Here is a 21,760-nt window from a genome sequence, read left to right as displayed (position 1 = left end):
TTATTAACGATGAATACGTAAACGGTACTGGAAGGTATCGCCTGAGAAATAGAGATATTCATAGTCAATCGGTTGACCATTTGCATCGTGAGTCAAACGTTCGACCCGTAATACCGGAGTTCCGATTTCGACTTGCAACAAGGCCGCTAATTCCTCATCCGCTACAGTGGCATCAATACTTAAATCTGCATGCCCTAAAGGAATGTCACATTCTTGTTCTAATGCTTTGAAAATATCGGTTGTGCGTAAATCAATCGCTTTTTCTTTAAGTTTCAAACCAATATGTTCTGGCAAATAAGTCAACTCATACGATACTGGCTGACGGTTGAGTAAACGAACACGCTGAATTTCATACACATTGGCTTTAACAGGTAACTTTAATTTCGGTACTACATGCATCGGGACCTGCCTAAGCTCGGCCGAGATGACACGGTTTAAAATTTCGTGACCAGCAGATGACATTGCTTCTGCAAAACCTTGCAAACTTGAAATGTTCTGGAACGTTTTTGGCTTGCTTACAAAGGTCCCTTTACCTGGCACCTTAAAAATATAGCCTTCCAACTGTAATTGGTTGAGTGCTTGGCGAACTGTGATTCGGCTTACACCGAACTGTTCAGCAAACTCGTTTTCAGATGGAATTTGACTCAGTACGGCGTATTCGCCATTTACAATTTTGTTAAGGATGAGTTCCCTTAACTGATCGTAAAGAGGCTTATGATTTTTAGCATCTGGGGGTAGCTGGCTCACGGCTTACAACCTGTTATAACAACTTGAGCAAATAATGTTTAAAATGTTTCAGCTTTGGAAATAATTTAAAGCGATAACTTTAGTTAAAAAAATAATTTCAATGAATATCAATAAATTAATTAATAGCTATCTATAAAAGTTAAATGGTTATCATAAAAAATACATTTGTGTTTGTTATGCTATAAAACATACTCCGTTGTGCCATAAACGTAAAAATTACTATTATTTTTTAGGGGATAATATGCAACAAAAACAATTAAATACCCCTGATGATTCAGTGGAACAAGTCACCTTCTGGCAATCCTTCTTATTTTGGCTCAAGCTTGGTTTTATTAGCTTTGGGGGGCCTGCTGGACAAATCGCTGTGATGCATCAGGAATTGGTTGAACAAAAGCGCTGGATATCAGAAAAAAGATTTTTACATGCACTGAACTATTGCATGTTGTTACCTGGACCTGAAGCGCAGCAATTAGCAACTTACATTGGTTGGCTTATGCACAGAACTGCGGGAGGTTTGGTTGCCGGTATTTTATTTGTATTACCCTCTTTATTTATTTTAATTGGGCTGTCTTGGGTTTATATAAAATTTGGAGATGTTCCTGTTATTGCGGGTATTTTTTACGGGATAAAGCCTGCCGTCACCGCAATTGTTTTCCATGCGACATACCGTATAGGTAGTCGTTCGCTTAAAAATAAGTTTTTATGGGTCGTCGCAATTGCGGCGTTCTTTGCCATCTTTGTCTTAAAGCTTCCTTTCCCGCTTATCGTTTTAACCGCTGGTATTGCAGGTTATTTAGTTAGTAAAAAGTACCCTGAGCTACTTTCCTCAACTGCTGGTCATAAAGCTAGTCAAAAAGATTATGGCCCAGCATTTATTGATGATGAGACTCCGACACCAGAACACGCTAAATTCCACTGGTCACGGTTAGCCAGACTTATTTTTATAGCAATCATTTTATGGTTATTACCCATTTTAGCTTTAGGCGTATATTTCGGATGGCATCACTCTTATACCCAAATGGCATGGTTCTTCACTAAAGCTGCGCTGCTTACGTTTGGGGGCGCTTACGCAGTTTTACCTTATGTCTATCAAGGCGCTGTCAATCATTTTGGATGGCTTTCACCTACACAAATGATTGATGGTTTGGCACTTGGTGAAACTACTCCTGGTCCACTGATTATGGTCGTTGCCTTTGTTGGTTTTTTAGGAGGTGTTAATCATTCACTACTTGGTTCTGAGCATCTATTTTTTGCTGGAGCACTCGGTGCAGTTATTGTGACTTGGTTTACCTTTCTATTTTCATTTGTCTTTATTTTTGCGGGTGCGCCGATTATTGAGTCTACACATAACGAAATTAAATTTACTGCACCACTCACTGCAATTACCGCGGCTGTGGTCGGCGTCATTTTAAATTTAGCACTATTTTTTAGTTATCATGTGTTATGGCCACAAGGCTTTACAGGGCATTTTGACATTGTTGCAGCCCTCATTACTCTTGCTGCATTTATTGCTTTATTCCGATTTAACATTAATGTGCTGTATGTCATTTTTGCTTCGGCACTGATTGGTTTAGGGGTTTATCTTTTATAGAAATTAGTCATGAGTTCTTTAACGTAATTGTGAAGGACTCATGCCATAAAACTGTTTAAAACGATGGCTTAAATGACTTGCTGAACTAAAACCACATACTAGGGCAATGTCTTGTAAAGAAAGCTGAGATGACTGAATGAGTCCTTTTGCCTTAGTTAAACGTCTTTGCATGACATACTGGTGAGGCGCCATATTCATGGACTGTTTAAACATATGAGCAAAATGGTATTCGCTTAAATTCACAACATTTGCCAAATCAGACAAAGTGAGAGCCTGATCTAGATGATCTTCAATCCATTCCTGAATATATTTGAGCTTATGAGGTGCCAACCCACCTTTAATAATAGGCTGTTGCCATTGAACACTGCTGTATCTTCTAATTAAATGATTTAGCAATAAACTTGCTGTTGTACTCATTTGCAAATGATTTGAAGAATCTTGCCAATCGCAATCTAGCAAGAAGAACTGATAAAGTGCTCGAATCCGTTCATCGTCATTAAAGACAACTTCGTTTAACTCAATTTGATTAGGTTCTTTGTCCCATATTTTTTCGGCAACATCACGTAAATGTTGGTCTGTATAATACAAGTGAACAAATTTAAGCCCACCTCGTATATCCCAAGTCGACTCTTGATGCTCAGGCAACAAACAAAAACGCCCTGGCCCGCCACCATTTTTCCAGCCTGCAGGTGTTTTTTGATAACTTTCATAACCATCTTGGATATAGAGACTCAAAGTATGGTGGTCGCTACAGACACTTACACGATCTTGCTGATTAGACCAAAATGCAAGTTGCATATTTTCATCAAGCACCACAGTTTCGTGAAGCTTGGCTTTAGATTGCTGTAGCTGTTCTAAAGTTTGATAGGCCATGCAAAATTAAAACGAATATCATTGAGCTTAAGTTAACCATATTCAGTAAAATTCAGCTAGTTCAGACATATAAAAAACGCAAGATCTTGCATGTACTACACAAGAATATATACGTGAAAAATGAAGCATTCCTAGATACTTAAGCTTGGTAATCGAGGATGAAGTTATGAATATTTTACTCTATGTTGCGGTGGTGTTGATTTGGGGAACAACATGGATTGGAATTGCCGTTCAGAGCTATTATGCAACACCCGTCGTTGCAATTTTATGGCGTTTTGCCATTTCAGCCTTATTACTTTGGGTTGTTTTACTATTTTCAGGAAAATTACAGCGAATTGCTTTAAAAGATCATTTGTTCTGTATGCTGCAGGGTCTTTGTGTTTTTGGCCTAAACTTTATTTGTTTTTATACCGCTGTTAAATATGTAAATAGCGGTTTAGAGTCCGTCATTTTTTCAATGGCCGTTTTCTTTAATGCCATTAATGCACTTATCTTTTTTAAGCAGAAACCTTCTCCAAACTTTGCGCCAGCTGCACTTTTGGGTCTAAGTGGTATTGTTTTACTGTTTTGGCATGACCTGATTAATAGTCAGTTTAATGCACAGTTATTAATGGGTATTGGGCTATGTGCAATAGGCACTTACGGTTTTTCTTTAGGGAATATGATTAGTGTTAGACACCAAAAACGTGGCCTAAATATTTTTTCAACAAATTGTTATGCCATGACTTATGGGGCATTGGTGATGCTAAGTCTAGCTTTATTTACTGGACAAGATTTAATGCCGCCGATGAATTTCCCATTTTTAAGCTCGGTACTATACTTAGCTGTATTTGGCACAGTTATTGGGTTCTCTGCTTATTTTTCTTTAGTTGGACGAATTGGCGCAGCCAAAGCAGCGTATAGCACATTGCTATTCCCTTTAGTTGCTTTAACAGTTTCTACTTTCTTTGAAGGATATGAGTGGACTTTAAATGCTGTATTTGGAATTTTGCTAATCTTGCTTGGTAATTACTTAATGTTTAGTAAGTTTGAAATTGGAAAGAAGTTATTTAACACTCAAAAAAATTGTGAGAAGCAGGCTTAAAGCCTGCTTTTTTTATAAATCATAATTAATTTTAGTAGCCCGTTTTTAACATCAGCTCAAAATCTTTTAAAGCTGCGGCTGCTGTGGCTAAAGGCGCAGATGCCCCTCCACTTACAACAAGCTCACCCATTTCTTGTGTTAACACCCGAATGCATTTTTGAGAACCTTGCAGATGAGCAAACGCATGATTTGCTGTAACTAGTCTTAATTCAACACCTGTTTGAATTTGCTGCTTTTTAACATGAATAAAACCGACCAGACGAGGAATTACATTTTCTTTCTTCCAGTCACGAATATGATCGGCAGTCACGTGACTGATTCCTTGTCTTGGAATATCTTGAATTTTTATATCAGCCCCCAAAACAGTGTTGGCTAATATGGTAATTTTAGCCGCGGTATCCCATCCCTCTACATCGAATGAACTGTCAGGTTCTGCAATACCTTTTGTTTGAGCTTTTTCAAGAGATTCTGTAAATGCACATTCGTGTTGCAACATATCATTCAAAATAAAATTTGTGGTGCCTGTAAACACACCTTCTATTTCTAAAATTTGGCAACCAGCCAAGTTATATTCAAACAAATCAACAGTTGGTAAGGCGGCAGCCGTCGCACCGCTAAAAAATAGTTTTTTATTGTGCTGATGTGCCAAGTTAATTAGTTTTTTACCTTCTACGACTAAAGCACCTTTAGATACCGCAATCGCATGCATGTTATGTGTTAAAGCATAATTTAAATAAAATAGGCCTTTCCCACCTGTCACATAATCACTTGGTCCGGTCTCAATAATGACATCTGCTTGAACCTGTTCTAAAAACTTTTGCTCTGTTAGGCCTACTTGATATTGTGTTTTATCTAGCCACTTTGAAGCCTGCAAACCCTCTTGATCAATTAAACCTGATGATGAGTTGCAGACACCCACTAAATGGGCATCAATTTGATATTTTTGTTTATAGTACGTCGCTCGATTTAAAAGGAGCTCTGCAATTTGTTGTCCAATCCGTCCAAAACCACAAATTGCCACGTTAACTCGCTTCATATCGCTTTCTCAAAAAATTTAAATGTTTTAAATGAAATTTCCAAAGATAATTTAAACATCTTATCTCTGGAAATTTAGTATTCATAAGGATGGTTAAAATACTATATCTCTTAGATATTTGTTAGATTAACAATCTTAATAACCATATAAATTGCGACAGCAAAAACCATTAAAGCAAAGACTTTTTGTACAATTGACGCTGGAATAAAACGAATAGCTCGGCGCCCTAATAACATACCTGCCATACATGCAAGTGCAAATGCGCTGGTAATGGCAACTGGATAGTGAAAACCCTCTGCAATATGCATCACAATACTTATACCACTGATGAGAAAAATAATCATAAGTGAGGTTGCAACAATGCTATGCATATCCAAATTGGTGACTTTTCTAAGCGCTGGCACAATTACAAATCCACCACCAACCCCTAACATACCAGTTAAAAGCCCAGCAATAATCCCGATGCTGGCAAGCACGCCACCAGTTTTAAAATTCCAGATAAAACGCCCTGTACTTGGGTTGACCTGACACGGCGGGTTATGAAAATCCGAAACTCGGTTACTGATAAGTCGATAGCCCACTGTAAACATGACCAAGCTAAACATTAACATGAGCCAAACAGGTGAAATCGTGTTAGCTATTAAAATGCCGATATGTGCCATAGGGGCACCAATTAAGGCAATCCAGATTGCAGCACGATAACGAACTATTTTTTTAAATAAACCTTCAATAGTTCCAATGAGTGTAGATAGCGCAACAGCCAATAACCCTATCGGTGCGGCTTGAGCCACGCTCCAGCCTTGACTGGTCATAAGTGCGGGTACGGCAAGAATGCCACCACCCGCACCAGTAAGACCAAGTAAAAAGCCAATCACAATGCCTTCAACGACAAGTAATAACATATTAAAAGCCTAAAATTGCATATACATTGTTTGCAGTAGACTGCTGGTTAATGAGTAAGTGGATTTTCGTCTTCTTGCGAAGCTTTAGTCGCTTCTCAGGATAAAGATTGCTTTGTTTATCCTCTTAACTCGAGCACAGCTTTCGTCTTCTTGCGAAGCTTTAGTCGCTTCTCAGGATAAAGATTGCTTTGTTTATCCTCTTCCGCTCAAGCACAGCTTTCGCCTTGCGCTCGGACAAAGCGTTGCTTTGTTTATCCTCGCTCAGGTTTGACCATCCACTCGCGACCTTTGAGCATGCCTTGCCAATAAATTGGCGGTAAAATCTGCTCTTTAAGTAACCATGCCAAACGAGATGGCTTTTGCCCATCAATCACCCATTTTGGGAAACTAGGAAGCAATTTGCCGCCATAACCAAACTCAGCTAGAACGATTTTTCCACGCTCTACGGTAAGTGGACATGAGCCATAGCCGTTGTATTCACAGAAGTTCTGCTTCCCCTTGAGCTGCGCTATCACATTTACAGCAACGATTGGGGCTTGGGCTCGCGCCGCAGCAGCAGTTTTGGCATTAGGTGCATTCATCACATCGCCTAAAGCAAAAATATTGGCATGTTGTGTGTGTTGTAAGGTTTGAGGATTCACACTCACCCAGCCTGCTTCATCAGTAAGAGTACTTGCACGAATAAAATCAGGTGCTTGTTGTGGTGGAACAACATGCAACATGTCGAAATCTGTTTCGACCAATGCTGCATTTTCATCATTCACCACCTTAAACCATGCTTTTTTTGCAGGCCCATCTACTTTGACCAGTTGATGATTAAAGTGAAGTTCAGAGCCATATTTTTCAACGTATTGCATGAGTGCAGGCACATATTCCTTCACACCAAATAAAACACCGCCTGAGTTATAAAAATGAATAGAAATATCTTTAAGTTTGCCTTGCTTTAACCAGTAGTCGGCTGAAAGGTACATCGCTTTTTGAGGAGCACCCGCACACTTAATCGGCATAGGTGGTTGAGTGAAAATTGCCTTTCCACCGTTTAGTTGTTGCACAAGTTCCCATGTATAGGGCGCTAAATCATAACGATAGTTAGACGTCACCCCATTTTTACCTAAGGTTTCGACTAAACCTTCAATGCCATGCCAATTCAGTTTTAAACCAGGACAGACAACCAATGCTTTATATTGGATGGTCTGGCATCCTTCCAAAATAACTTGATTATGTTCAGGGTCGAATCCGGCAACCGCAGCTTTCATCCATTTCACTTTTGAAGGAATTACACTTGCCATTGACCGTGCGGTTAATTGTGGCTTAAAAATACCGCCACCGACCATGGTCCAACCTGGTTGATAATAATGTGTGTCTGCCGGATCAATAATGACAATATCTAAATGAGGTTCGCGAGACAGTAAGCTCGAAGCTACAGAAATTCCTGCTGCTCCAGCGCCCACAATCACAACACTATAACAAGGAATTGTCGCTGGTTCATAATCATGTTTTAAAATACGTGGCACTAAGCCTTTTAAGTTAAAACCAAGTTTGTTAGCCGATTCAACTAGCAGTGCTGCATCTTGTGGAGCAACTTCAGCCAAAGCCCACAAACTGATTGCACGCATACCAGAACGGCAATACGCTAAAACGGGCTTTTGGGCATTCTGATAAAGCTGCTTAAACTCGGTAACTTGTTGATCGGTAATTTTGCCACTGGTAACAGGTTGATAAATTACCTTTAGACTATGTCGCTGAGCTGCTTCTTCAATTTCAATTACATTGGGTTGATCTGCACCTTCTCCATCTGGACGGTTACATATCAGAGTTTTTATTCCTTGGTCTGCAATTTTTGCAATATCGTCGACTGTAATCTGGCCAGCAACATAAAAATCTTGATTAACTCGTTTAAGTTCCATATTGCTACCTTCTTATGATTGTGAAATTGAGCCGCAAGCCTGATTGGCAGGAAGTGCTTTATCGATTTGTTTTGGATATGGAAGATTTAAATTATTCATTAATTTAATAAAATCTTCACGCGAGCGATTTTGACCTAGACGTGAGTTATTTAAGCGTTCATAACCAATCGTTGAAGATAGACGACCTTTGTAATCGTGTCCCGGATACACAATAGTCTCGTCAGGCAAGCTGAAAAGTTGTTTATGAATACTGTCATAAAGTGTGCCTGCATTACCTTGCTGGAAGTCAGTGCGACCACAGCCATCAATTAATAATGCATCACCAGTGAAAACCATATTTCCAACTAGGTAACTCGTACAAGCATTGGTATGACCTGGTGTATAACGCGCTTCAATACTGAGGTTGCCGACTTTAAGCATGCAACCATCTGTAATTAAAATATCTCCGCAATTTACATCTGAGTTTCGGTGTAAAACCGATTTGCAATGAAAGCGTTCACGAAGTAAATTTGCGGCCGTAATATGATCTGCATGAACATGAGTATCTAAGGTGTAAATGAGCGTAAATTGATGCTGTTCTAATTCTTTTGTGTAAACCTCTATATCTGATGCAACTGGGTCAATTAAAACAGCCTCTCGTGTTTCTTCACATCCAAGCATATATGTATAAGTCGAACTTTCCTGCTCAAAAAACTGCTTAAAGAACATGATTTATACCCTAATAATTTATTTCTTTCCTATATTTTGCAAATAAGATGCCAATTATTTAAAATTAAATAATAAATATAAAAATTAAATACTTATAACATTTAATAAAATTAAAGATAGAAAAAGGAATCAACTTGATGTTCCTATGAAACTCAAGTATGTTTCAATGAAACGATTGTGAAACAAATAAAATGGCAAAGCTAAATTTTGAGTCAGAACAGGATTTTTATATTTTATTTGAGCAGCTTAAGGCTCTCTTTCCAAATGCGAGCCTGTTTTTAGCAGACACATCAACTAAAGCAATTCATTATAAGTTTAATACAGATGACATTTCTGTTGAGAGCATGGCAGCGCTTACTCAAGACCACCACAATCAATATCTTGAGATCAATACTCCTAAAATGAGACAGCGATTTATCTATCAAGAACATGATATTTATATTGCCGAGCATCGCATTATCGGGAAGCTACATATTTTACAGCCTATTAACATAGAGAATGATATTGCTAATCAAGTAGAGCTAACAGAACAGTTGCAAGACTTGTCCAAGGTTTTTAATAGCTGCTCGCCAGAAATGACCCGTATGTTTTCAATTATTCAAAGAGTGGCAATTACTGAATTTCCAGTGCTTGTTCGCGGCGAATCTGGTAGTGGCAAAGAGCTTGTGGCAAAAGCAATTCATGATTATAGCCAACGTAAAAATAAAATTTTTGTAGCGATTAATTGTGCTGCTCTCAATGCCAATATTTTAGAAAGTGAACTATTTGGGCATGTGAAAGGTGCTTTTACAGGAGCAATTCGTGACCATAAAGGCGTGTTTGAACGTGCTGCTGGCGGAACGTTGTTTCTAGATGAAATTGCCGAGATTCCTTTAGAGCTTCAGGCTAAATTACTACGGGTTTTAGAAACAGGGGAATTTACTCCTGTCGGTGGTGAAAAACCGATTCAGGCCAATGTCCGAATTATTACCGCAACACATAAAGCTTTGCGCGAAGAGGCAAAAGCTGGGCGTTTCCGCCATGATCTACTCTACCGTTTGCGTGTAATTCCAATTTTTATACCGCCGCTCAGAGAACGAAAAGTCGATATTCCACTGATTGTCGATCAAATTTTAAAAGAAAGCTCAGCCCAACTCGAATCGATGCCTCGCCATATTAATCAAAAAGCCATGCAAGTTTTATTGAACTATGACTGGCCGGGAAATGTTCGTGAACTAAAAAACACTCTGCTTTATGCATTAACCATGGCAAATGGTAAGGTTGAAATTGAAGTCGAAGACTTACCAAATGAGCTTTTGAATGCTGAGGATTACGTTAAATTACCCGAGACAAATACAGAGCTGAGTCCAGAAAATGTGCAAGCCGCTTTAGAAAAATATAACCATAACTTAAATATGGTCGCGAATATTTTTGGAATTAGCCGCACTACTCTTTGGCGATACAGACAAAAGCACAAGCTTTAGCTAGGTATTTAACTCATCTAAGGCGTATCATATTGCAGTTGGTTAGGTCCGTTAGTTCAAAGGCTTTCTATGATTGTTCGCGATAAAAGCAGCGTTTTTAAACTCTTATTTGCATGGAAAGGAACTGTTCTACCCAAGGTTTTGCCAGCACTAAGTTTTGTTGTACTTATTTCAGCATGTGTGGTCTGGCTCTCTTATTATCACTGGATTCAAATTCCTACTGTACCCGCGATTGGATTTACTATCTTTGGCGTGATTCTTTCCATTTGTACGGGTTTTCGAAATAATGCCTGTTATGAACGATGGTGGGAAGGTCGCAAACTTTGGGGTGCTTTAATTGCCAATGCCAGACATATTGTTAGAGACAGCCATGTTTTATCCAATGAACAACGTGAACATTTAATTCATCAGGTCTTAATTTTTAGCAATTTATTGCGTGATCGCTTACGCCAACAAACCGCTGAACCAACCAAATTTCTTGAACATGCCTATTTAAACAACTCCTCACTTGATTATTTAAATGAGCATATTAATGCACCACAATTTGTACTCGAAAATATTCAAAAAGATTTAGTCAAGGCTCTAAAAGACGGCGAAATTAGTGACATTATCTATAGCACTCTGACGCGTCATATTGTTGAGTTAGGCAATATTCAAGCGGGTTGTGACCGTATTGCCGGTACACCTTTACCCTACTCATATTCAGTACTTTTACATCGTGCTGTTTACTGTTTTTGTTTCATATTACCTTTTAGCCTTGAAGCAGCTTTAGGTATTTGGACACCGCTTATTGTGGGTTTAATTGCTTATATGTTTTTAGGGCTAGATGCTTTAAGTGCTCAAATTGAAGAACCTTTTGGTTTACAAGAAAATGATTTACCGCTCGATTCAATTGTTCGCTTAATTGAGCGAGAGTCTTTAAGCTCTTTAGGACAGCCATTACCTCCTATTATTGAAGCCAAAAACAATAATTTACTTTAATAAAAAAGAGCGATGATTCGCTCTTTTTTATAGGCTTAAGTACTTATTTATGGATGTACGATAATCTTAACTGCCGATTCATTGTTATGAATTAAGGTTTCAAAACCTTGTGAAATCAAATCATCAAGTTGAATACGCTGAGTAATAAAAGGTTCCAGATTTATTTTACCTTCTTCAACCAGTTTAATAGTCTCCTGATGGTCATTTACATAGGCAATCGTGCCTCTTACATCAAGCTCTTTCATTACCACACTATGCACATTAATTGATGCTGGATGGCTCCAAATCGAAACAATAACAATAACGCCTGTTGGTTTCATTGCCGCAACCAAAGTATCTAATACCTTGTTAACGCTACTACATTCAAACGCGACATCGACACCATCGCCATTTGTGATTTTCATGACCTCAGAAACAACATCAACTTCTGATGGGTCTAAAATATAATCTGCAACTCCCGACTCTTTGGCTTTTTCTTTACGTTTTGCACTTAGCTCAGTAATGATAACCTTCAGTCCTTTCGCTTTTAAAATTGCCGAAAGTAATAAACCAATTGGGCCAGCTCCACCAACCAGTGCAATATCACCAGCCTTTGCACCACTACGTACGAAAGCATGATGCCCAACCGATAACGGTTCAATTAAGGCTGCCTGATCCAGTGGAATTTTATTGGAAATCGGATGTACCCAACGGCGTTTAACTGCAATTTTCTCCGACAAACCACCACCACGGCCGCCTAAACCAATAAAGTTCATATTTTTAGAAAGATGATAATTATCGCCCGGTCCAGTTGGTACATCATCAGCCACAATATAAGGCTCTACAACGACATGCTGACCAATTTCAATATCATCAACACCTTCACCTACGGCATAGACCACCCCTGAAAATTCATGTCCCATGGTAATCGGCGCAGATTCGCCTGAAATAGGATGCGAATGTCCACACGGTGGAATAAAAATCGGCCCTTCCATAAATTCGTGCAAATCTGTACCACAAATTCCACACCAAGCCACCTTGATACCTACAGTGCCGGGAGTGACGTCTGGTTCAGGGATATCTTCAATGCGAATATCGCCTCTGTCATAAAAACGCGCTGCTTTCATTATTATCTCCCTCAAATCAGGATGTTGTTTTAGCGATAGACAATTCCGCCGTCCGTTAAAATGGATTGACCCGTAATATAGTCCGAATCTTCACTTGCCAGAAAAGCAACTAATGCAGCTACATCGTCTGGTGTTTGGGCTCTACCTAAAGCAATGCCGTCTACATACTTTTTATAAGTTTCACCAATTGCTGCGCCCGTAATTTCAGCAAAACGCTTATCAATTTCAACCCACATGTCAGTTCCGACAATTCCGGGGCAATATCCATTTACCGTAATACCGTGACTGGCATATTCTTTTGCTGCAGCTTGAGTAAGAGCACGTACTGCAAATTTGGTTGCTGAGTAAATACCGAGTAAAGCAAACCCGTCGTGGCCAGCAATTGAGCAAGCATTAATGATTTTACCTTTATGTTGCCGCTGCTTAAATTTTGCAGCAGCAGCCTGTATTCCCCACAGCACTCCACCAATATTAATATCAACAATTTTTTGAAATTCGTCGGGTGTGATATCGGCAATCGCTTGAACTTGGGCAATTCCAGCGTTATTAATCATGACATCAAACCCACCAAGGGTCTGCTCAGCATGATTTATAGCGGCATACACTTGCTCGCGGTCACTTACATCAGCAATAAAAGTGCTCGCATTTACACCTAAAGCCTGAATTTCCTGCTGCACATCGTTTAGTCGATCTTGTTTAATATCCACTAATGCAATATGTGCCCCTTCTTGCGCCAAGCGCAGGGCAATCCCACGGCCAATGCCTTGAGCTGCCCCAGTCACTAAAACGACTTTATTTTTTAATCCCTTAACCATGTTCAACTCCTGTAAATGTAGAATTTCTACATATGAATCGCTCGTTGCATTGAAGCCAAAATGGATTCATTCATGGCTTCTGATAATGTTGGATGCGGGAAAATCACTTGAGCTAAACTTTCATCAGTTGCTTCTAGATATTTCGCAATGGCAAATCCTTGGATATGTTCGGTCACTTCATGGCCGACCATATGTGCACCAAGTAATTCACCCGTCTCTGCATGTATCACTGTTTTAACGAAACCTGACGCATCTCCAATTGCCAAAGCTTTACCATTTGCAGTTAAAGAAAACTTACCAATACGTATAGGTAGATTCTTAGCTTTTGCTACATTTTCAGTTAAACCAATACTCGCCACTTGTGGATGAGTAAAAATACAACCCGGAATCTGGTTACGATCGAGTGAATGGACGTTTGCTACACCAGCAATTTTCTCGACACATATTATGGCTTCATGACTTGCTTTATGGGCAAGACACGGTGCACCAGCCACATCACCAATGGCATAAAGTCCTGCTACGTTGGTTTTACAATAGTCATCAATTGCCACAAAACCTTGTGGATTGAGTTCTACACCTAAACGTTCTAGTCCTAGCCCTGTGGTATTCGGCTGTACACCAATTGCCGAAAGCACGCGATCAAAAACAAGCGTTTGAACATCATTTGCCGTTTCAACCACACAGTGGACTTGCTCATTTTCAATCTGAATACTTTGAACGACAGCATCGGTTAAGACTTTCATACCTTTTTGTTCAAATTGTTTTCTGACAAATTGGGCAACTTCCGCATCTTCAGTTGGTAAAATCTGCTTGGCTAAATCAATAAGCGTCACCTGACAACCCAAATCTTGATAAAGGCTAGCAAACTCACTACCAATTGCACCTGAACCTACAACCAGTAAACTTTTCGGTAACTGCTCTGGAACAAGCGCTTCTTTATAGCTCCAGACATATGTTCCATCGACAGGAAGCTGAGGAACATGTCGAGCTTTAGCTCCAGTTGCCAAAATGATATGTGGTGCACTCAAATCCTGACTATTACCTTGAGCATCTGTCACTTCAATTTTTTCTTTAGCTGTAAGCTGAGCACGACCATTAAACACGGTCACCTGATTCTTTTTAAGCAAGTAATCGATGCCTTGTACTAATTGAGCTGACACTTGTCGGCTATGTTGCACAAGCTTTTGAATATCAAAATCGAGTTGGGATACCTGAAAACCAAACTGTCCGGCATGTTTAAACTGGGTTGCGAGCTCTGCCCCTGCAAGCAAAGCTTTGGTTGGAATACAGCCCCAATTTAGACAAATTCCGCCTAAATGTTGCTCTTCTACAATTGCGGTTTTTAACCCGAGCTGGGCTGCACGAATTGCAGCCACATACCCACCCGGTCCCGCGCCAATCACAATTAAATCAAATTGAGTTTCTGACATGCGGGTTCTCCTACACCAAAATTAAAGCAGGGTTTTCAACAAACTGCTTAAAGCTGGCCAAGAATCTCGCCCCAACTGCGCCATCAATGACTCTGTGATCGCATGACAACGTCGCTGTGACAATCTCACGAACCACTACATTGCCATTTTCAACAACAGCACGTGATTCAGAAGCACCTAATGCCATAATTGCACCTTGCGGTGGGTTGATAATGGCATCGAACTGTTTAATGCCTAACATTCCTAAATTTGAAATGCTAAAGCTGCCTCCCTGAAACTCATCAGGTTGTAACTTGCCAGTCTTGGCACGCATTGCCAAATCACGCATGTCATCAGAAATCTGTGCTAAAGACTTCTGATTCGCAGCTTTCACAATTGGTGTAATTAAACCGTTTGGAATCGCTACGGCCACCGAAATATCCGCTTGAGAGAACTGTAAAATTGATTGAGTCGCCTCATCAAATTGAACATTCACCTCAGGTACTTTAATCAGTGCCGCCGCCGCTGCCTTAATTAGCATGTCATTAATCGAAAGTTTCACTTGTGGAACAGTCTCATTAATCTGCTTACGTAGTTTTTGCAAAGCCTCTACATTAAGATCGACCACTAAGCGGAAATGCGGTGCGTTACGTTTTGCAGCCTGTAACCGTGAAGCAATCGCTTTACGCATCCCATTCATCGCCACAGTTGTAATTGTCGATTGTGGTTGAGCTGCACATTGCACAGGTTGTTCATTTACCGATGTTGGGTTATTACGATAGTAAACTGCCTCAACATCTTCTTTACAAACACGGCCACGAGTACCTGAAACACGGCAATCATTTAGGTTAATGCCCCATTGTTTTGCTAAACGGCGTGCTACAGGCGTCGCTAAAACTTGGCTATCATCGGCAGTAGATTTAACCACTTTAGCTTGAGTTTGCTGCTTAACATCAGGCCATTGACCACCAGCAGCTTGTACAGCCTTCTGGATGTCTTGAACACTAATACGTCCTTCACGACCAGAACCTGTGATTTTTGCTAAGTTTACATTGTGTTTTTCTGCAAGCTTCAAGGCATGCGGCGTTGCAAACAACTCATTAGATGTTTGATAACCTTGTAATGACTCTGGTACAGCGTAGTCATCTTTCGCTACCTTTGCAGGAGCTGAAGCACTAGCTGCTACAGTCTGTGGTTGTTCTGCTTTTTCAGCAACAGGTGCAGTTGTTTCCGCTTTACTTTGCTCCGAAGATGCTTCGGGTGCTTGAGCTGCTGAACCATCTAGTGATGCGATAAACTTTTCAATTTCTGCATCAGAAACTTCACTATCAGCACATACGGCAATAAGGCCACCAACAGGTAAAGTATCACCATCTTTCGCTAAAATTTTACGGAGCGTCCCAGTAAAAGGCGCTTCTAACACATTGACGATTTTTGTGGTTTCAATTTCACAAATTTCATCACCCTTATTAAAGCTATCACCCTCTTTAATCAACCATTGGGCGATCGTGCCTTCTTCCATGGATAATCCCCATTTCGGGATCTCCAGCGTTTTAATTTCGCTCATCCTAAGCCTCCAATGTTTTTCGCACAGCTTGCTCAATACGCTCTACACTTGGAATCCATTCTTTTTCTAAAACTGGAGAGAATGGAACAGGCGTATGTGGTGGCGTTACGAGTTCAACAGGTGCTTTCAAATAGTGGAAACCTTTTTGCGCGATCAGTGCAGCAACGTCATGCCCAAAACCACAGCGTGCTGCTGATTCATCCACAATAACCACACGCCCAGTCGATGCAACAGACTCTAAAATTCCTTCTTCATCCAGAGGTGAAATCGTACGAGGGTCTACCACTTCAACCGAAATACCATCTTTTGCCAGTTTGTCTGCTACTTCATTAGCACGGTGTACCATCAGGCCTAAAGCAATAATGGTCACGTCTGTCCCTTCACGGGTGTAATTTGCCACACCAAAAGGAATGGTATAGGCATCATCTGGAACTTCGCCTTTAATGTCATAGAGCATTTTATGTTCACAGAACACTACAGGGTCGTCATCACGAATAGCCTGAATTAACAGCCCTTTCACATCATATGGGCTAGATGGAACTACAACTTTTAAGCCCGGAACCGCAGCAAATACGTTATACGGTGACTGAGAATGCTGAGCTGCTGCAGAAAAACCTGCACCGATCATGCCACGTACAACCATGGGTGCTTTTGCTTTTCCACCAAACATATAACGGAATTTAGCGGCTTGGTTATAGAGCATGTCATGACACACACCATAGAAATCCATAAACATTAAATCGGCAACAGGACGTAAACCTGTTGCTGCAGCACCAGCAGCCATACCGATAATTGCAGACTCGGTAATTGGCGTATCAATAACACGTTCCGAACCAAATTCTGTCCATAAGCCTTTGGTTACGCCCAATACACCACCGAAACCTTCTAACTGGTTTTCTTCAGTATTTTTACCGCCGTGTCCACCGCGAACATCTTCACCAACAACAAATACGGTTGGATCACGACGCATTTCTGATTCAATGGCTTCTTTAATTGCATTACGAAAACTTTTATTTGGCATCTTTACTATTCCTTTAGTAAGAGACATAGACGTCAGTAAGGAGTTGTTCTGGTTTCGGATATGCCGCAGCACGAGCTTTTGCAACGGCATCATCAACATTTGCCTTTGAAGCTGCGTCAATCTCGTCTAGTTTGGCTTCATCAATTTTGCCTTTGACTTTCTCACGGAAAATTTTCAAAGGATCTTTATTTTCTTTAATGAACTCGACTTCTTCTTTAGAACGAATCAAGCCAGGGTCACCTTCGAAGTGGCCATAAAAACGGTTTGTGATGGTTTCAATCACGCTTGGACCTTCACCACGGCGCGCGCGTTCAATGGCAGTTTGTGCGGCTTCATAGACAGCAAAGAAGTCTGTACCGTCAACTTTAACTGCCGGTAAACCAAAGCCTGCTGCACGGCCAGCAATGTCTTTGCTTCCTACTGCGTAATCATGACCAGTACCTTCACCAAAACCGTTATTTTCAAAAACGAAAATTACTGGAAGTTTAAGAACAACAGCCATGTTCATCGCTTCAAAAGTAAGGCCTTGGTTTGAGCCACCGTCACCTGTAAAAGACAGTCCGACGCCACCAGTCTTTAAGGTTTTTGCTGTCAAAGCTGCACCAATTGCTAAAGGAGGTCCACCACCCACAATCCCGTTGGCACCGAGCATACCTTTATCTAAGTCGGCAATATGCATAGAACCGCCTTTTCCACGGCACAGCCCGTCATCTTTACCGAAAATTTCCAGCATCATGGCGTGAATGTCACAGCCTTTTGCAATACAGTGTCCATGTCCACGATGTGTTGAAGTGATATAGTCTTTGTCGGTTAAGTTCTCGCAAATCCCGACTGCTACAGCTTCTTCTCCGCTATATAAGTGAATAAAGCCTGGAATATCACCATTGGTATTTTCTTCATGAAGTCGATCTTCAAATTCACGAATATCACGCATGCGTTTATATGCTGCGAGTAATTGCTCTTCCGTTAATTGCATATCCTTTTCCTTTATTATCTTGATTATTTAAAATCAACCAAGTTTCAGCGAGAGTTATATATTTCGCTATAAATAATAAAGCTCAATTTAATTTAATATGCTATTAGACTAAAAAGTTTTAAATGATTTTTGTAGCTATTATTTTTTATTTTTCACAAACTTAACTAGCGAAAATAAAATTAAAAAATTTTAATTCATTTCATGTGTTTATAAAACAAACCTTTAACCAACCTTTATTAATTTATAATGTTTGCTGTGCACTATACGCATTAATAAATTCTTTATTTTTTGTTTATATAAATAAGGTTTTTATTATAAACAGTCTGGTTGCAAATTAATTTAATATAAAATGGAATTTTATATATGGACTTAAAAAGGCAAATAGAAACAGGTATTAAATTAAGAGGAATAGATAAAGTTTCTCGTATTCCTATTAAAATTTTACCTACCGAAGAATTACCTAAAAAACCTGAATGGATTCGAGCAAAAATAACTGATTTCGAAGAAATTCAACGTATCAAAAATTTATTACGCCAACAAAAACTACATAGTGTTTGCGAAGAAGCCGCATGTCCAAATCTACCTGAATGTTTTGGTGGTGGTACGGCAACATTTATGATTATGGGAGATATTTGTACAAGACGTTGTCCTTTCTGCGATGTAGCACATGGTCGTCCAATGCCTTTAGATGAAAATGAACCTAAACATCTAGCTGAGACGGTCGCTAATCTAAACTTAAAATATGTAGTCATTACCTCTGTAGATCGTGATGATCTACACGATGGTGGCGCAGCACATTTTGTGAAGTGTATTGAAGAAATCAGAAATCGTTGTCCAGACACGCTAATTGAAATTTTAGTTCCAGACTTTCGTGGCCGTTTAGAAACAGCACTCTCTACATTAAGCTTATCACCACCCGATGTGTTTAATCATAATATTGAGACAGTGCCACGTTTATATAAAGCGATGCGTCCCGGTTCGGACTATGAGCATTCGTTAAATTTATTAAAATGTTATAAAAAATACTGTCCTGATATCAAAACTAAATGCGGCCTAATGGTAGGGTTAGGAGAAATTGAAGCTGAGGTTATTGCTCTACTCAACGATTTAAAAGATCATGATGTAGATTTAGTGACAATTGGACAATATTTACAGCCTTCTAAATCACATGCACCTATTCACCGGTTTGTGAATTTACAAGAATTTGAAAGATACACACAGCATGGCAAGCGTTTAGGCTTTAAAAATATCTGGAGTGCACCAATGGTCCGTTCTAGCTATTTTGCCGATCGGCAATATTTCGGTGAACCTGCACCAAAGCCATTTTCAAGAGAGGACGTTTTGTCATAGGACGAGGCGAAATAACAAAACTTACCCAATAGGATAATAGTCAAACTGTTTAAAATTATTTAAGGTAAATGAAATAACGAGGAAATAGTCACAATAAGAAAGCTAAACCTGTTGAGCGGCCACGGATACGCCATTTCAACGATAAAGGAACTTCGATATGGATATGTCAAAACAATTATTATTGCCTTCTACAGACAACCTTCCGTCTTTCTTTAGACCGGAAACAATCTCGGAAATACCTTGTTTAGGAAAAAAGCCGTCACTCGATCTAGATGCGGCTCCTATATTTGATCTAGATCAGGAATGGCAACATTCCTTATTTGGTCGTTCAATCCAAGAGTGCCATAGAAATTTGATGCATATTGCTGAAGATGCAGATATGGCAATTGGGGTAACTGACCCCCATGGTACTTTACTCTGGACATGGAGTAGTACACCTATGCGTTCATCTGCTGAACAAGTCCATTTTGTTGAAGGTGGACAATGGTCAACTCAAGCAGTTGGTCAAAATGCAATTGGTCTTGCCCTGAATACACATTCAGCAAGCTGTGTTTATTCACATGAAAACCAGATGAACAGTGTTAGAGACTGGGTATGTTATGCAGCTCCGATCACCGATGCAAACACAGGCCAGTTTTATGGCATTATGAACTTATCAACTAAGTATCAAAAGCATAATTCACTGGGAATTTTAGCGGTTGAACGCTGTGCCGATATTGTAAAACAAGCCATTCAACTTCATCAAAAGAACATTTTATATATTAAAGCGCTAGGCACACCTAAAATTCAATATAACCAACATGGTTTAACACTCACGCAGCGCCAAATCGAAATTTTATGTATCCTTGCTTTATGCCCGGAAGGCATAAACCTAGAAGAGCTTCACTATGCTTTATATGGCGATCGGCCAGTGAGTACCACTACACTAAAAGCTGAACTTTCACAGCTTCGAAACCTGATTCCCGATGTTATCGAGTCACGACCATATAGACTTAACTGTGAAATTCAATGTGACTTTCTTATGGCTGAGCAAGCATTAAACTTAGGTTTTACTGCCACCACTTTAACACTGTATAGAGGTAGTTTTTTAGCCAAATCAGAAAGCCCATTTTTGTGTGCTTGGAGAGATTGCTTTGATGCCCGCTTGAGTCATGTTATCTATCAAATTGATGATGTAGACCAACTATTACGTGTGGTTAGCCGCGTTCCTGACCGTGTAGATGCCGTTGAACGCTTACTTGAGCTTCTGCCTGAAGAAACGCCTTATCGGACAAAACTCTTAAAATTGCTTGAATAAAATAAAAGGGAGAATATCTAACAATATTCTCCCTCTTTTAAATGAAATTAAGCGGAGGCTTGAAGCTGTACCCTATAGCAATCATCTAAAGCTAGTTCATAATAACGTAACCCTTCTTCAGCAGCATGAAATGCTTTTTGCTGCCAATCAGGACGTTCATTGCACAAACGTTTAATCAGCTCCATGGCTTCATAAGGATGTAAATCATCATAATGAGCATGAGCACGTAACCATGCTAAAGAGCGTTTATCAATAGTGACCTCAGGATGATCTGTATAAGCGTGAATACCTTTATAAACTTGAATAGACCAATCACCTGTCGCCCATTCAATTGCCAAATTGGCCGCAGCCAAACATTCAGCCAAGTTACCGCGATGACTCATATTCCATAAAAAGTGATTCACAGCATTCATTGCAGCTGGGGGGCGCACGCTATCAAGCTGTTCTACAGTTAATCCAAAACCTTTAGCCCAATCACGATACCACTGTAAATGGCGCTCTTCGACCTTAATATTTTGAATTAACCAGTCTCGTGTTTCTGTTACACCTGGTTCTGCAAAAGCAGTTGCTTTAGCTAACGCACCAGCCATATATGACGGGAAATGCGCTACCAATGGATAGAAATTAAGTAAAGCATAACGGAAACTTTCTAGGCTCAATCCCCCATTGGCCATTTCAGTAAAAAACGGATGTTTACTCACCCGTTCCTTAACTGGTAAAAGATCCTCCCAAAACCGCTGAGACCATCCATTATGCGGCGTAATTTCTAAACTCATTCCATATTGATTTAGAGCAGTCATTGCTAATTTTCCTATTTATATGACAGCAATCATCTGTACTTCACGGCTATAAGTCTATCCGAAAATGATAAAGATACAATCTTTAATCGACCATTTGTAATTTTTTCTCAAAGGTTTTGAATCTTTA

The 21,760-nt window shown here is 39.8% G+C and carries 19 protein-coding genes; 6 read left to right on the top strand and 13 right to left on the bottom strand.

All coding sequences use genetic code 11. The features are described 5' to 3' along the window. Positions 1 to 3: 3 nt before the first annotated feature. On the bottom strand, positions 4 to 747 hold the full coding sequence (locus tag ABLC00_RS09000) for a GntR family transcriptional regulator (protein ID WP_004887315.1): 744 nt from the start codon (positions 745 to 747) through the stop codon (positions 4 to 6). A gap of 241 nt (positions 748 to 988) precedes the next feature. Here ABLC00_RS09000 and chrA point away from each other — a divergent pair, with 241 nt between their 5' ends. Further along, on the top strand, positions 989 to 2,338 hold the full coding sequence (chrA, locus tag ABLC00_RS08995; RefSeq protein ID WP_004887316.1) for a chromate efflux transporter: 1,350 nt from the start codon (positions 989 to 991) through the stop codon (positions 2,336 to 2,338). A gap of 18 nt (positions 2,339 to 2,356) precedes the next feature. Here chrA and ABLC00_RS08990 read toward each other — a convergent pair whose 3' ends face one another. After that, positions 2,357 to 3,211 (bottom strand): helix-turn-helix domain-containing protein, encoded by an 855-nt coding sequence (locus tag ABLC00_RS08990; RefSeq protein WP_002050074.1) that lies wholly within the window; start codon positions 3,209 to 3,211, stop codon positions 2,357 to 2,359. Between the two features lie 166 nt (positions 3,212 to 3,377). Between ABLC00_RS08990 and ABLC00_RS08985 the strand changes: the two genes are divergently transcribed. Then, positions 3,378 to 4,295: a DMT family transporter gene (locus tag ABLC00_RS08985; RefSeq protein WP_004887318.1), complete on the top strand. Its 918-nt coding sequence runs from the start codon at positions 3,378 to 3,380 to the stop codon at positions 4,293 to 4,295. A gap of 31 nt (positions 4,296 to 4,326) precedes the next feature. Here ABLC00_RS08985 and ABLC00_RS08980 read toward each other — a convergent pair whose 3' ends face one another. From ABLC00_RS08980 to ABLC00_RS08965, 4 genes are all read right to left on the bottom strand, one after another. Beyond that, positions 4,327 to 5,331, bottom strand: coding sequence for a homoserine dehydrogenase (locus tag ABLC00_RS08980; RefSeq protein WP_033846290.1), 1,005 nt, complete (start codon positions 5,329 to 5,331; stop codon positions 4,327 to 4,329). Positions 5,332 to 5,441: 110 nt separating this feature from the next. Then, complete coding sequence (locus ABLC00_RS08975; protein WP_004708887.1) at positions 5,442 to 6,233, bottom strand: sulfite exporter TauE/SafE family protein; 792 nt, start codon at positions 6,231 to 6,233, stop codon at positions 5,442 to 5,444. Between the two features lie 251 nt (positions 6,234 to 6,484). Then, on the bottom strand, positions 6,485 to 8,140 hold the full coding sequence (locus ABLC00_RS08970; protein ID WP_033854173.1) for a bifunctional protein tyrosine phosphatase family protein/NAD(P)/FAD-dependent oxidoreductase: 1,656 nt from the start codon (positions 8,138 to 8,140) through the stop codon (positions 6,485 to 6,487). Positions 8,141 to 8,152: 12 nt separating this feature from the next. Next, positions 8,153 to 8,848 (bottom strand): MBL fold metallo-hydrolase, encoded by a 696-nt coding sequence (locus ABLC00_RS08965; protein WP_016805533.1) that lies wholly within the window; start codon positions 8,846 to 8,848, stop codon positions 8,153 to 8,155. A 191-nt stretch (positions 8,849 to 9,039) separates the two neighbouring features. Between ABLC00_RS08965 and ABLC00_RS08960 the strand changes: the two genes are divergently transcribed. Together ABLC00_RS08960 and ABLC00_RS08955 are read left to right on the top strand one after the other, a co-directional pair. After that, complete coding sequence (locus ABLC00_RS08960) at positions 9,040 to 10,311, top strand: sigma-54-dependent Fis family transcriptional regulator (RefSeq protein ID WP_033854175.1); 1,272 nt, start codon at positions 9,040 to 9,042, stop codon at positions 10,309 to 10,311. Positions 10,312 to 10,380: 69 nt separating this feature from the next. After that, the gene (locus tag ABLC00_RS08955) at positions 10,381 to 11,292 is read left to right on the top strand and encodes a bestrophin family protein (RefSeq protein WP_348941061.1); all 912 of its coding nucleotides are present in this window, start codon (positions 10,381 to 10,383) and stop codon (positions 11,290 to 11,292) included. Positions 11,293 to 11,339: 47 nt separating this feature from the next. Here the strand turns inward: ABLC00_RS08955 and ABLC00_RS08950 are convergent, their stop codons facing one another. Genes ABLC00_RS08950 through ABLC00_RS08925 form a run of 6 tightly spaced genes read right to left on the bottom strand, consistent with a single transcriptional unit; the run spans position 11,340 to position 18,186 of the window. Beyond that, positions 11,340 to 12,398, bottom strand: coding sequence for a 2,3-butanediol dehydrogenase (locus ABLC00_RS08950; RefSeq protein WP_033846294.1), 1,059 nt, complete (start codon positions 12,396 to 12,398; stop codon positions 11,340 to 11,342). A gap of 29 nt (positions 12,399 to 12,427) precedes the next feature. Next, positions 12,428 to 13,213: an acetoin reductase gene (locus ABLC00_RS08945; RefSeq protein WP_033846295.1), complete on the bottom strand. Its 786-nt coding sequence runs from the start codon at positions 13,211 to 13,213 to the stop codon at positions 12,428 to 12,430. 26 nt (positions 13,214 to 13,239) lie between these two features. Continuing rightward, positions 13,240 to 14,643 carry a dihydrolipoyl dehydrogenase gene (gene lpdA, locus ABLC00_RS08940; protein WP_033846296.1) on the bottom strand — a complete coding sequence of 468 codons (1,404 nt, stop codon included), beginning with the start codon at positions 14,641 to 14,643 and terminating at the stop codon, positions 13,240 to 13,242. A gap of 10 nt (positions 14,644 to 14,653) precedes the next feature. Next, complete coding sequence (locus ABLC00_RS08935) at positions 14,654 to 16,189, bottom strand: 2-oxo acid dehydrogenase subunit E2 (RefSeq protein ID WP_044422260.1); 1,536 nt, start codon at positions 16,187 to 16,189, stop codon at positions 14,654 to 14,656. A 1-nt stretch (position 16,190) separates the two neighbouring features. After that, the gene (locus tag ABLC00_RS08930; RefSeq protein WP_001133053.1) at positions 16,191 to 17,210 is read right to left on the bottom strand and encodes an alpha-ketoacid dehydrogenase subunit beta; all 1,020 of its coding nucleotides are present in this window, start codon (positions 17,208 to 17,210) and stop codon (positions 16,191 to 16,193) included. A 13-nt stretch (positions 17,211 to 17,223) separates the two neighbouring features. After that, positions 17,224 to 18,186, bottom strand: coding sequence for a thiamine pyrophosphate-dependent dehydrogenase E1 component subunit alpha (locus tag ABLC00_RS08925; RefSeq protein WP_001177517.1), 963 nt, complete (start codon positions 18,184 to 18,186; stop codon positions 17,224 to 17,226). A gap of 363 nt (positions 18,187 to 18,549) precedes the next feature. On the opposite strand from ABLC00_RS08925, the gene lipA reads away from it, so the two are divergent. Together lipA and ABLC00_RS08915 are read left to right on the top strand one after the other, a co-directional pair. After that, a complete protein-coding gene (gene lipA, locus ABLC00_RS08920; protein WP_033854177.1) occupies positions 18,550 to 19,536 on the top strand; it encodes a lipoyl synthase in 987 nt (328 codons plus the stop codon). Positions 19,537 to 19,693: 157 nt separating this feature from the next. Beyond that, entirely contained in the window at positions 19,694 to 20,833 is a 1,140-nt protein-coding gene (locus ABLC00_RS08915; RefSeq protein ID WP_033846299.1) for a helix-turn-helix domain-containing protein, read from the top strand. 47 nt (positions 20,834 to 20,880) lie between these two features. Here the strand turns inward: ABLC00_RS08915 and ABLC00_RS08910 are convergent, their stop codons facing one another. Continuing rightward, on the bottom strand, positions 20,881 to 21,633 hold the full coding sequence (locus ABLC00_RS08910) for a TenA family transcriptional regulator (protein ID WP_033846300.1): 753 nt from the start codon (positions 21,631 to 21,633) through the stop codon (positions 20,881 to 20,883). Positions 21,634 to 21,760: the final 127 nt, after the last annotated feature.

The sequence above is a fragment of the Acinetobacter nosocomialis genome (assembly GCF_041021905.1).
GTDB classification, from domain to species: Bacteria; Pseudomonadota; Gammaproteobacteria; order Pseudomonadales; family Moraxellaceae; genus Acinetobacter; species Acinetobacter nosocomialis.
The sequence above is the reverse complement of the archived record's forward strand: the minus strand, read 5'-3'. Positions and strand labels throughout refer to the sequence as shown.